At 63.3% G+C, this 11,980-nt stretch carries 11 protein-coding genes and 1 pseudogene; 6 read left to right on the forward strand and 6 right to left on the reverse strand.

The annotated features are described in order from the left end of the window. Positions 1 to 30 precede the first annotated feature (30 nt). Both AC0L2J_RS16570 and AC0L2J_RS16575 read right to left on the reverse strand, forming a co-directional pair. On the reverse strand, positions 31 to 669 hold the full coding sequence (locus AC0L2J_RS16570; protein ID WP_473392057.1) for a glutathione binding-like protein: 639 nt from the start codon (positions 667 to 669) through the stop codon (positions 31 to 33). A 13-nt stretch (positions 670 to 682) separates the two neighbouring features. Further along, complete coding sequence (locus AC0L2J_RS16575; RefSeq protein ID WP_473392060.1) at positions 683 to 1,276, reverse strand: cysteine hydrolase family protein; 594 nt, start codon at positions 1,274 to 1,276, stop codon at positions 683 to 685. 132 nt (positions 1,277 to 1,408) lie between these two features. On the opposite strand from AC0L2J_RS16575, the gene AC0L2J_RS16580 reads away from it, so the two are divergent. The 3 genes and pseudogenes from AC0L2J_RS16580 to AC0L2J_RS16590 all read left to right on the forward strand — a co-directional run bounded on the left by AC0L2J_RS16580 (position 1,409) and on the right by AC0L2J_RS16590 (position 3,451). Then, positions 1,409 to 2,242: a LysR family transcriptional regulator gene (locus AC0L2J_RS16580; RefSeq protein ID WP_007611916.1), complete on the forward strand. Its 834-nt coding sequence runs from the start codon at positions 1,409 to 1,411 to the stop codon at positions 2,240 to 2,242. Positions 2,243 to 2,349: 107 nt separating this feature from the next. After that, a pseudogene (lepB, locus tag AC0L2J_RS16585) lies at positions 2,350 to 3,096 on the forward strand (signal peptidase I). A 67-nt stretch (positions 3,097 to 3,163) separates the two neighbouring features. Further along, the gene (locus tag AC0L2J_RS16590) at positions 3,164 to 3,451 is read left to right on the forward strand and encodes a GIY-YIG nuclease family protein (protein ID WP_473392063.1); all 288 of its coding nucleotides are present in this window, start codon (positions 3,164 to 3,166) and stop codon (positions 3,449 to 3,451) included. Between the two features lie 118 nt (positions 3,452 to 3,569). On the opposite strand, the gene groL is transcribed toward AC0L2J_RS16590, so the two are convergent. Together groL and AC0L2J_RS16600 are read right to left on the reverse strand one after the other, a co-directional pair. Continuing rightward, a complete protein-coding gene (groL, locus tag AC0L2J_RS16595) occupies positions 3,570 to 5,210 on the reverse strand; it encodes a chaperonin GroEL (RefSeq protein ID WP_007602475.1) in 1,641 nt (546 codons plus the stop codon). A 44-nt stretch (positions 5,211 to 5,254) separates the two neighbouring features. Continuing rightward, positions 5,255 to 5,569, reverse strand: a complete 315-nt coding sequence (locus AC0L2J_RS16600; protein WP_007611913.1) for a co-chaperone GroES — start codon at positions 5,567 to 5,569, stop codon at positions 5,255 to 5,257. A 374-nt stretch (positions 5,570 to 5,943) separates the two neighbouring features. On the opposite strand from AC0L2J_RS16600, the gene AC0L2J_RS16605 reads away from it, so the two are divergent. Next, a complete protein-coding gene (locus tag AC0L2J_RS16605; RefSeq protein WP_007611911.1) occupies positions 5,944 to 6,231 on the forward strand; it encodes an usg protein in 288 nt (95 codons plus the stop codon). A gap of 153 nt (positions 6,232 to 6,384) precedes the next feature. After that, positions 6,385 to 6,924 (forward strand): cupin domain-containing protein, encoded by a 540-nt coding sequence (locus tag AC0L2J_RS16610; RefSeq protein WP_007611910.1) that lies wholly within the window; start codon positions 6,385 to 6,387, stop codon positions 6,922 to 6,924. Positions 6,925 to 6,936: 12 nt separating this feature from the next. Here the strand turns inward: AC0L2J_RS16610 and AC0L2J_RS16615 are convergent, their stop codons facing one another. Both AC0L2J_RS16615 and AC0L2J_RS16620 read right to left on the reverse strand, forming a co-directional pair. Beyond that, positions 6,937 to 9,063, reverse strand: coding sequence for an O-linked N-acetylglucosamine transferase, SPINDLY family protein (locus AC0L2J_RS16615; protein WP_473392066.1), 2,127 nt, complete (start codon positions 9,061 to 9,063; stop codon positions 6,937 to 6,939). Positions 9,064 to 9,166: 103 nt separating this feature from the next. Beyond that, positions 9,167 to 10,417: a NupC/NupG family nucleoside CNT transporter gene (locus AC0L2J_RS16620; RefSeq protein ID WP_473392068.1), complete on the reverse strand. Its 1,251-nt coding sequence runs from the start codon at positions 10,415 to 10,417 to the stop codon at positions 9,167 to 9,169. 158 nt (positions 10,418 to 10,575) lie between these two features. On the opposite strand from AC0L2J_RS16620, the gene AC0L2J_RS16625 reads away from it, so the two are divergent. Continuing rightward, positions 10,576 to 11,814, forward strand: coding sequence for an MFS transporter (locus AC0L2J_RS16625; protein ID WP_473392069.1), 1,239 nt, complete (start codon positions 10,576 to 10,578; stop codon positions 11,812 to 11,814). The last annotated feature ends 166 nt before the right edge of the window (positions 11,815 to 11,980 follow it).

Here is an 11,980-nt window from a genome sequence, read left to right on the forward strand (position 1 = left end):
ACGCTTGGATTTCGCGGCCGTGACATCCTGTCACGCCGGGCTCGCCGTCATCGTCTTGCGCACCGCCATTTCGGTCGCAATCGCGTCCCGCACGGCGGGCCGCGCCTGCATGCGCGCGAGATAGGTCGACAAGGATGGCCATTGCGCGATGTCGACGCCTGCGGGACGAAGCAGCAGCAAAGCCCAGGTGAGGTGGGCATCCGCGACTGTAAAACTGTTGCCGACGAGGAATTCGCGGCCCTCAAGGTGCGCGGATGGCACCGATAATGTCTGCGTGATCCTTGCACGCGGCTTGGCGAGCGAGGCGTCGTCCTTGTACCAGAAGGTCGGAAACAAAAACGCCTTGTGGATCTCGGCCCCGATGAAGCTGAGCCATTCCTGGAGCCGATAGCGGTCGGGATCGCCGAATGCGGGTGCAAGGCCCGCCTGCGGCTTCAGATCGGCGATGTATTGCAGCACCGCCGCGCTTTCTGTCAGCCGTTCGCCATTCTCCAGCACCAGGACCGGCACCGCGCCCTTCGGCGAAACGCCGAGGAAATCGCTGCCGTCGTCGACGACCTGCTTGGTCTGGAGATGGACCGGATGATAGCGCGCATCGAGGCCCGCTTCCATCAGCGCGATGCGGCTCGCAAGCGAGCAGGCCATCGGCGAGAAATAGAGTTGCAGCATCGCCCACGCTCCTTCAGGTCAACGTCTCGGTTTGCGCGATGATCGCAAACCGGTCCGACAATTCGGCCAGGGCGACCTCGTGGATGGTCCTTGCCGAGATCGCTCCGCCGCGGCCGTCGGGAAGATCGCGTGTGGCACAGGCATCGGCTGCGATCGTCGTGCGCAGGCCGAGGTCGAGCGCGGCGCGGGCGGTCGAGCTGATGCACATATGGGTCATGAAACCGGCCAGCACGATGTTCGTGCGTCCGGTTGCGGCCAACTGGCCCTGCAGGTCGGTGCCGGCAAAAGCGTTCGGTAGCGCCTTTTCGATCACGGCTTCGCCGGCGAGCGGCGCCAGGTTGCTGACGATCGCGCCGCGCGCGGCCTCGCGGTCGAACAGGCTGCCGGCACGTCCCTTGTGCGCGATATGGAAGATCGCAGCGCCGCTCGCCCTCGCGCGGGCGAGCAGGCGCGCCGCGGCGGCGATCGCGGGCTCCGCATCCGGCAAGGCGAGCGGGCCGGCGCAATATTCGTTCTGGATGTCGATCAGCACGAGGCAGGAATCGGCGAGCCTGGGCGGAGTGAGATCGGCGCCGGACAGTTCAAGCAGAGTTTTAGGGGCGGTCATGCGGATCGGGCCTTCCTGGGGAATATCGGATGGCGCGACACTAGCGTGGTGGCGCCCTGCCAATGTGCAGGACTATTGCAGCATATGGCTGCAAATTTGCAGGCACCGGTCGCGCCTGCTAGGCTCATCACCATGAATTGGGACGATCTGCGCATCATCGCCGCGGTCAGGGACGAGGGCACCTATGCCGGCGCCAGCGCGCGGCTGCGCATCGACGAGACCACCGTCGGCCGCAGGCTCGCACGCATCCAGCGCGATCTCGGCGTGCCGCTGTTCGATGCGGTGGACGGCCAGCGCCGGCCGACGCGGAGTTGCGAGGCGGTGCTGGCGCATGTCGAGGCGATGGCCGCACATGCCGCCGAGATCGGTCGCGTCGGCGAGAGTCTGGCAGGCCCGGTGGGACGCCTGCGTATCGCCTCCACCAACACGGTCGCCGAGGAGGTTCTGTCGCCGCGCGCGAGCGACTTCCTGCGCGCCAATCCCGGCCTGACGCTGCAATTCCTCACCTCGAGCGAGAACGTCAAGTTCTCGCGCTGGGAAGCCGATCTCGCTATCCGGCTGCGCAAGCCCGACAAGGGCGACTTCGCAATCTCCAGGCTCGGTGACGTCAAGCTCTATTATTTCGAGCCTGTTGCGACCGAGGGCGAGCCGGTGCTGTGCGCCTATCCGGACGAACTCGGTGCCATTCCCGAGATGCAGTTCCTGCGCATGAAGCAAGCCCACGCGCGTTGCGTTACCGACAACGTTCGCGTCATCCGTAATCTGATCCGCGCGCATCAGGCCGCCGGCGTGCTGCCGGAGCATGTCTGCGCGGACTTGCTCGGCGATCGCCGCCTGCGCGCCACGCTGCTGCCTGGGCGCCGCGACGTCTGGCTGCTGGTGCAGAACCATCTCAAGCGCGATCCGGCGACGCGGCTCACCATCGAATGGATCCGCCGCTGCTTCAGCGATCTCGCGCGCGGCTGATTGCGGCGTGAACGCGATCCGTGCGCGGCGCGACCAAGTTATGGGATTGCGCGCGCGCAAAGGTTGCGTAATCTCGCGACGACTACGGGCTTGATCAGGGCAGGCGCATGACCACTCTTCAGGAAACCATCCACCCGCAGGCCAAAGTGCGGGAATGGAAGGCGATCGTCATCCTGATCCTCCTGATCCCGGTGCTGTGGTCGCCGCCGTTCCTGTTTCGCATCTTCCTGTTTCAGCCGTTCAACATCCCGTCCGGCTCAATGACGCCGACGCTGGTCGTCGGCGACTACGTCTTTGCCGCAAAATATGCCTATGGCTATGGCCGCTATTCGTTTCCCTTCGCGCCGTCATGGATCTCCGGGCGTGTCCGGGCCGCCGAGCCCGAGTATGGCGACGTCGTCGTGTTCCGGACGCCAAAGGACACCTCCGTCGACTAAGTCAAGCGCGTGGTCGGGCTGCCCGGTGATCGCATCCAGATGCGGCAGGGCCAACTCATCCTCAACGACCGCCCGGTGACGCGCGTTGCCCTGAAGGCGGTGGTGGCCGGCTCCACCTGCGGCGTGGATGACGGTGCGAAGGCCAAGCGCTGGCGCGAGACGCTGCCGAACGGCGCCTCCTACGTCACGCAGGACTGCATCGACAACGGCTACTACGACAACACCGACGTCTACACCGTGCCGCCGGGCCATTTCTTCGTGCTCGGCGACAATCGCGACAATTCGAGCGACAGCCGCGTGATGTCGTCGATCGGATTCGTGCCGATGGACAATCTGGTCGGCAAGGTGACGCGGATATTCTGGTCGCTCGACCAACACGGCGAGCCACACATGGAGCGGCTGGGGAAGGTGTGGTGATTCGAGTTCGTCATTCCGGGGCGGCGCGAAGTGCCGAGCCCGGAATCCATAACCCCAGGCGGGTGTGATGGCCTACTACGTCTACATCCTTGCAAGTAGGAAGTACGGCACGCTCTATAGTGGAGTAACCAACGATCTCGTGCGTCGCGTGTACGAGCACAGGACTAAAGCCGTTCCCGGCTTCACAACGAAGTACGGCGTCAACAAGCTCGTCCTGTTCGAGATCTTCGACAACGCCGTAACTGCCATTGCCCGCGAGAAAGAGCTCAAGAAGTGGCGACGCGACTGGAAGACGCGGCTGATCGAGGAGCAAAATCCGAACTGGGATGATCTCTATCCCGGGATAGCGAACTGAGGCTCGTGGTTATGGATTCCGGGCTCGCGCTTCGCGCGCCCCGGAATGACACCGAATAACAAAAACCCCGGCATCGCTGCCGGGGTTTCGCATTTTGTCGTTTGCCGGAATGGCTGGATCAGAAATCCATGCCGCCCATGCCGCCGCCCGGGGGCATCGCCGGACCGGCGCCGCCCTTCTTGGGCAGCTCGGCGACCATGGCTTCCGTGGTGATCAGGAGAGCCGCAACCGAGGCTGCGTTCTGGATCGCGGTACGGACCACCTTGGTCGGGTCGATGATGCCCTTCTTGACGAGGTCGACATATTCGCCGGTCTGGGAGTCGAAGCCGTAGGCGTACGACTTGTTCTCGAGGACCTTGCCGACGATGACGGAGCCGTCTTCACCGGCGTTGATCGCGATCTGGCGAGCGGGCGCGGAGAGCGCCTTGCGCACGATCTCGACGCCGGTCTTCTGGTCGTCGTTCTTGGTGCGCAGGCCCTTGAGCTGCTCGGAGGCACGGAGCAGGGCGACGCCGCCGCCCGGGACGATACCTTCTTCCACAGCCGCGCGGGTCGCATGCATCGCGTCATCAACGCGATCCTTGCGCTCCTTCACCTCGACCTCGGTCGCGCCGCCGACGCGGATCACCGCGACGCCGCCAGCGAGCTTGGCAAGACGCTCCTGGAGCTTCTCACGGTCGTAGTCCGAGGTGGTTTCCTCGATCTGCGCCTTGATCTGAGCCACGCGCGCTTCGATGTCGGCCTTCTTGCCGGCGCCGTTGACGATCGTGGTGTTCTCCTTGTCGATCATCACCTTCTTGGCGCGACCGAGCATGTTGAGCGTGACGTTCTCGAGCTTGATGCCGAGATCTTCCGAGATCGCCTGGCCACCGGTCAGGATCGCGATGTCCTGCAGCATGGCCTTGCGGCGATCACCGAAGCCCGGAGCCTTGACGGCAGCGACCTTCAGGCCGCCACGCAGACGGTTCACGACCAGGGTCGCAAGCGCTTCGCCTTCGACGTCCTCGGCGACGATGACCAGCGGCTTGCCGGTCTGCACCACGGCCTCGAGCAGCGGCAGCAGCTCGTTCAGCGAGGAGAGCTTCTTCTCGTTGATGAGGATGTAGGCGTCGTCCATCTCAACGCGCATCTTGTCGGCGTTGGTGACGAAGTAGGGCGAGATGTAGCCGCGGTCGAACTGCATGCCCTCGACGACGTCGAGCTCGGTCTCGAGCGACTTGGCTTCCTCGACGGTGATGACACCCTCGTTGCCGACCTTCTTCATGGCGTCGGCGAGGAACTTGCCGATCTCCGCGTCACCGTTGGCCGAGATGGTGCCGACCTGGGCGATCTCGTCGTTCGAGGTGACCTTCTTGGAGTTCTTGACGAGGTCCGCAACGACGGCTTCGACCGCGAGGTCGATACCGCGCTTCAGATCCATCGGGTTCATGCCGGCGGCAACCGACTTGGCGCCTTCGCGCACGATCGCCTGGGCCAGCACGGTGGCGGTGGTGGTGCCGTCGCCGGCCGCGTCAGCGGACTTCGAAGCGACTTCGCGCACCATCTGCGCGCCCATGTTCTCGAACTTGTCCTCGAGCTCGATCTCCTTGGCGACGGTGACGCCGTCCTTGGTGATGCGGGGAGCGCCGAACGACTTGTCGAGCACGACGTTGCGGCCCTTCGGACCGAGCGTGACCTTCACCGCGTTGGCGAGAATGTCGACGCCGCGAAGCATCTTGTCGCGCGCATCGACGGAGAATTTGACTTCTTTAGCTGCCATCTGGATTTTTTCCTTAGGTGTTTAACTGGATGAGAGAGGGGCTCTTAGGCCGCCTTCTTCTTGGAAGCGGGGACGTCGAGGACGCCCATGATGTCGCTTTCCTTCATGATCAGCAGGTCGACGTTGTCGATCTTGACCTCGGTGCCGGACCACTTGCCGAACAGCACGCGGTCGCCGACCTTCAGGTCGATCGGGATCAGCTTGCCAGCTTCGTCGCGGCCACCCGGGCCGACGGCGACGATCTCGCCCTGCGAGGGCTTTTCCTTCGCCGTGTCGGGAATGATGATGCCGCCAGCGGTCTTCTCTTCTGCGTCGATGCGCTTGACCACGACGCGGTCGTGAAGCGGACGGAAATTCATGCAGTTCTCCTAAGCTTTTGCACGAGTTGGGAATTTTGGATTGTTAGCAGTCTGTGCCGGCGAGTGCTAGCACAGGCCCAGCTGAGATAAGGCAGGATTTTGGCGGGAGCAAGGGCTTGTAGCAGAAAAATAGCACTCGGAAGCGCCGCCTGCCAAAATCTCTTTCCATCGTTAATCGCGCTCGGCGCCCGTATTAGCACGTAGCTGTATCTGCTGCTAACGCATTGAATTTCAACAGCTTGTTAAACTTTTGGGCTTGAGATGGATTGTCAGTTTGCGTCACATTTCTCTCATGTGAGCGCATCAGCAGCGGGTGGCTCTTAAGGCGCACCGGAAAGCCACCCCTTGAATGCGCTCCTGCAAAGGAGGTTGGCATGGGCTTGCGGAGTGGAGCCGTTTCGGACGATTTCCGGAAACAGCTGCTGGGTTACGGAATGACGACCGCGCAGATTCTCTATCGGATGCCGGATCATCCCTCACTGCTCCAGACTTACGTCTGGCAGGACTACGACATGTTTCCGAAATTTCCGGCGCTGAAGGATTTCCTGGCGTTCTGGCAGGAAAAGCTCGACGGACCGCTTCACTCGGTGACAGTGGCGCATTCCAAGCTGATCAAACCGGCCGAGTTGCGTGCGGTGGACGGCGTGTTCCGGCTGCATTGAAGGCGAGCGCGGGGCTGTAGGTGGGTTAGCGTCAGCGTAACCCACCATGCTTCAACGGTTGCGGAAAGAAGTGGTGGGTACGTTAGCGCTAACCCACCCTGCGGTTTCGCATTCTGTGCTAGCCTCTCCCCATAACAACAGGGGAGACCGCCCATGGCCAAGAAAGCAAAATCGCGTAGCGCATCGCAGGCGGCGGTGAAGAAGCGAAGCGGGGCCAAACCCGCCGCACGATCCTCGGCGCGCAAGGCGGTGAAGGCGAAAGCTCGCGCGACACCGGCAAAGTCATCCGTCAAGAAACCGGCGCGCCCCAAGCAGCGCATTGCGATCAGCCATCACCGCGAGGAAGACTTCAAGGCCGACGGTCTGCGCACTTACGCGAAGTATCGCGATCTCGGCATCGCCGCCGCGAGCCACGGCCTCGCGCAGGCGCACGTGATCCGGCTGCAAGGCCCTTGCAATCCGGACGAGGTGTCGAAGCTGCACTTCCACGACGTCGAATTCCAGATGGTCTACGTGCTCAAGGGCTGGGTGAAGACCTATATGGACGGAGAGGGCGAGACGCTGATGAAACAAGGCAGCGCCTGGACACAGCCGCCGAAGATCAAGCACATGATCCTGGACTATTCGGACGACGTCGAGCTGCTGGAGGTGATCCTGCCGGCGGAGTTCAGGACCGTGGAGTTGAAGGCGTAGGCGAGGCGGAGATCAGCCGCCGTCGTTGCAATAGCGTTTCCACATCGCGCGATAGGCATCGTCCACCGCTCGCGCGTATGAGACGGGGTTGCCGGCGGCGGCAGCCCTGATCTGTCCGGGCAGTACGCCGCGCAACTTATCGAGCTCGCCGATCTGCAACCCACGGCTCGCTGCGATTTCGACATAGGCCTCATCGCTATCCGCGACCCACTCCGGCAGGCCCAGCGCGGTGAGGATGGAGCCGGCAGCACGGCTCGGCAGGCTGTGACCCAGCTTCGCCACCACCGGCACGCCCATCTGCAATGCTTCCCACGTGCTGACGCCGCCATTCTGGGGGAATGGGTCGAGGCCAATATCGACGCGATTGAACGCTGCCAGATGTTCGTCTCGTGACGTGGCTCCGAGCAGATCGACGCGTTCGGCCGGCAAACGGCAAGCGGCAAACCGCGCCAGTAGATTGTCGCGGACCAGCTGAGCATCCAGCGCAGTATCCTTGATCAGCAGTCGCGATCCCGGCACCCGCTCGAGAATCCTGGACCAGACTTCCACCGCCTCGTTCGAAATCTTGCTGATGCGGTTGAAGACACCGAATGTGATGAAGCCGTTCGCAATCGCCGGCGTCGGCGCCCGCGCAATCCCGGCCGGCAGCGGCGCCAACGTCACAAAGCACGGCAAGTCGACGATGGTCTCCGCAAACAGATGTCGAACCGCGACAGGAATCGCGACGGGGTCGGAGAATAGATAATCGATCGTTGGCAGCCCGGTGCCGGTACCATGGCCCCAGCCATGCGCTTGAACAGGTGCAGGCTTGCGCGCAAACACGCCGAGGCGGTTTCCGCTGGTATGGCCGGACAGATCGATCAGGATGTCGACGCCATCGGCGCGGATCTGAGCGGCGAGGCGATCGTCGGACCATTGCGAGGCGTCGCGCCAGCGATCGGCCATTCCCTGAAATTCGCGGGTCGTCGCATCCGTTTTCACTGAACACGCGTAGCAGACGATCTCGAACCGTGCCCGATCGTGGTGCTGCAGGACCGGCTTGAAAATGAACGCCGCCGAATGTGCGTGAAAATCCGACGAGACATAACCCAGCACCAGACGGCGATCCGGATCTCGGCTGTTCTCATGCGGTCCCGCCGCTGCCGAGGCGATCTTCGCACCGATCTGCTCCCACCATACATGTCGCGCTTGCTGATGCTGCGCAACGCTGGCGTCGGCGATAAAATCGAGGGTGAATATCTTGCTCGAGATCGTGCTCTGATCAGGCTCGATGTCGATAGCTCTGTCGAAACTGGCGAGGGCTTCGTCGACCCGGCCAAGTGCCGCGAGACATTGTCCGAGCAGGCCGTGGGCCTGAGAGAAGCCGGGATCGGTCGCGAGAGCCTTCTCGCAATCGGACAATGCTTCGGCAACTTGCCGGGTCAGGAGCAAGATACTGGCCCGCCGGAGCCATCCATTCGCGTCGTCGGGTGCAAGCGCGATTGCGCGATTGCAATCCGCCATGGCTTCGTCAAATCGCTGAAGTTCTCGCAAAGCAACGGCGCGGGTCGACAGCGCCGAGGCATAGTCAGGCTTGATCGATAGCGCGCGGTTTAAGCTTGCGATAGCCTCGTCATAGGCGCGCAGACGGCAGAGCGCCCAACCACGGCCGTTATGGGCTTCGGAAAGTTTTCCGTCGATTGCGAGCGCCTTGTCGTAGCTCTCGAGCGCTTCCTGGTAAAGCTCGAGGGCCGCGCTCGCGTTACCGAGATTAGACAAAGCCAAGGCGTAGTTGGGTCGCAAGGCGAGGGCCTTTCGATAGCTCTCGCGGGCCTCATTGTGACGTTTTAGCCCGTTGAGCGCGACGCCCAGGCTCACATGAGCTTCGGCAGATCGCGGATCCACGGCAACCGCTCGGCTCAGCAGAACTTGCGCTTGCCGATAGTTTTTGGCCTCAGACTCCAGGGCGCCCAGCAAATGCAGCGCGATGAATTGGTTGGGCGCGAGCTCCAGGAGTTCGCGATAGGCCGCCTTTGCCTCGCGCAGAAGTCCTGCCTTATGCAGCTGGAGGGCGCGCGCGAGCAACGGCGTCACCTCAGCTTTCTGCCGTTTCTGAAGCCGGGCATTCTGAAATGCCCGCTGGCCGACGCTGTCGCTCATGAATCAATTCCACCCGAATCTCCCGACGAGATTAACATGGAAGGATTGTTCGGATTGCGCTGCGCCCCATCGGAGCGACGAGGACGCCAGCCTCACACAAGCTTCACGTCAGCACCCCCACCACCGCTCCCATCAGACACGTCGTCAGCGTCCCCGACACGATCGACTTTAGCCCGAGCGCGTTGATTTCCTCGCGCCGTTCCGGCGCCATCACGCCGAGACCGCCGATCATGATGCCGAGGCTGGCGAAATTGGCGAAGCCGCACATCGCATAGAGCATGATCAGGCGCGAGCGTGGATCGAGCGTGCCGGGCGGCAGCTTCGAGAAGTCGACATAGGCGATCAGCTCGTTCAGCACGGTTTTCGTGCCCATCAGGCTGCCGGCAGTGATCGCCTGGTCCCACGGCAATCCCATCAGCCAGCACACCGGCGCCATCATGAGGCCGAGCAGGCGCTGCAACGAGATCGCGGCGCCGCCGAAATCAGGCAGCAGGCCGAGGATTGCATTGACGAGGTAGACCAGCGCCACCAGCACCAGCAGCATGGCGACGATGTTGATCAGCAGCTCGATCCCCGCGCCGGTCCCTTTCACGATCGCATCCATCGTGCCGGAGACTTCCATGTCGGGATCTTCCAGTGCGCCGCCGGTGCGCTTGTCGGATGTCTCGGGCACCATGATGAGGCTGACCAGGATCGCGGCCGGCGCGCCCAGCACCGAGGCGATGACGAAATGCGCCGCTGCGTCGGGAATGAGGGGAGCAAGGAGCGTCGCATACAGCACAAGCACCGTGCCGGCGATGCCAGCCATGCCGCCGGTCATTACCAGGAATAACTCGCTGCGGGTCATCTGCACGAGATAAGGCCGCACGAACAGCGGCGCCTCGACCATGCCGAGAAAGATGTTGGCCGCGGTCGAGAGTCCGACCGCGCCGCCGACGCCGAGCGTCCGCTCCAGCAGCCAGGCCATGCCGCGCACGATCGGCGGCAGCACGCGCCAATAGAACAAGAGCGTCGTCAGCACGCTCATGACCAGCACGATTGGCAGCGCCTGGAACGCCAGGACGAAATCGGCACCCGGTGCTTTCAGGTCGAAGGGCAGGGGACCGCCGCCGACATAGCCGAACACGAAGGAGGAGCCGGCGCGCGAGGCCGCCGAGATCGCGCCCACGGCGTCGTTGATGGTACCGAAGGCGCGCGCGACGACGGGCACCTTCAGAAGAACGATCGCGGTGACGAAGGTGGCGACGAGGCCGATTGCCGCCTGGCGCAGCGAGGCCGCGCGGCGATTCTCGCTCAGTGCCAGGGCGATCAACAGCAATGCGAAAACGCCGAGTGCCGATTGCAGCCGCAGCATGATGCCCCCAAACCCCGATGATTATGGCCACCCCTGCGTTGCAAACGCAATGCCGGGAGATTGGCGGGGCGTCACGCTGTTGACAAGCAGGTCCGCGTCAGCCACGCGGAGCACGTCGACATCAGGAGCCGGATAGTCCGAGCGTGACCGAAGAGGCGATGCCAGACCAGCCAATATCGGGAAACCCGCCGGTCAGTGCCCGCGCGCTCCTCTCCCATCGCGCCTTCCTGTTCTTCCTGCTCTCGCGCAGCCTGTCGCGTTTTTCCAGCCAGATCGCGGCGGTCGCGATCGGCTGGCAGATCTACGACCTCACCGGCTCGGCCTTCGACCTCGGCATGGTCGGTCTCGTGCAGTTCTTACCCACGGCGCTGCTGGTGTTCGTCGCCGGCCATGCCGCCGACCGCTACGAGCGCGAGCGCGTGGTTCAGCTCTGCCAGTTGGTGGAGGCGGCGACCGCACTCTATCTCGGCGTCATCACCTATTTCGGCTTGGTCAGCGAAGTTCAGATTTTCGTGGCAACCTTCGTGCTCGGTATTGCCGGAGCCTTCGAAAGTCCGACCACTGCCGCGCTGCTGCCGGCGATTGCGCCGCAGGGCTCGCTCCAGCGCGCCACCGCTGTCTCCAGTGGTGCGGCGCAGGTCGCGACCATTACAGGGCCGGCGCTCGGCGGTTTTGCCTACGCGGTCGCGCCGCATCTTGCCTACACAGTGATGGTGCTGTTCTGGATCCTTGGGATGATCCTGACCGGCTTCATCCGGCCGCGACCGCAGGCCATCGCCAAGGATATGGCGGGCGCCGACAATATCTTTGCCGGCGTGCGCTTCATCCGCAGCAATCCGGCGATCTTGGGCACCATCTCGCTCGATCTGTTCGCGGTGCTGTTCGGCGGCGTCACGGCGCTGCTGCCGATCTATGCCCGAGATATCCTCCAGACCGGCCCGATGGGGCTCGGGATCCTGCGCGCTGCGCCCGCGGTCGGCGCGCTGCTGATGACCCTGGTGCTGGCCCGTCACGCCATTTCGCGGCATGTGGGCCTGCGCATGTTTCAGGCGGTGATCGTGTTCGGCGTCGCAACGATCGTGTTCGCGCTGTCGTCCTGGATGTGGCTGTCGGTGCTCGCGCTCGCCGTTCTCGGCGCGGCCGATACGATCAGCGTCGTGATCCGCTTCTCGCTGGTGCAGCTCGCGACCCCCGACGAGATGCGCGGCCGGGTCGGTGCGGTGAACTTCCTCTTCATCAATGCCTCCAACCAGCTCGGCCAGTTCGAGAGCGGGGTTGCCGCCGCACTGTTCGGCGCCATGCCGGCAGCCGTGCTGGGCGGCGTCTGCACGGTCGCGGTGGCGCTGTTGTGGATGAAGCTGTTTCCGAGCCTGCGGCAGGTGGAGAGGCTGGAGTAGGAGCAGCAATCCAGAATCTTGCCGCGGTGGTAGTCTGGATTGCTTCGCTGCGCTCGCAATGACGATTGTTGAAGCAGTGGTGAGATTTAGCCGACCTCGCGTCCGCTTGCAGAGCGAGGTCGCAACCCCATGCCGCCTACTGTGCATGGGGTTGTTTTCGCGTTTT

It is taken from the genome of Bradyrhizobium sp. MV1.5, from assembly GCF_055807615.1.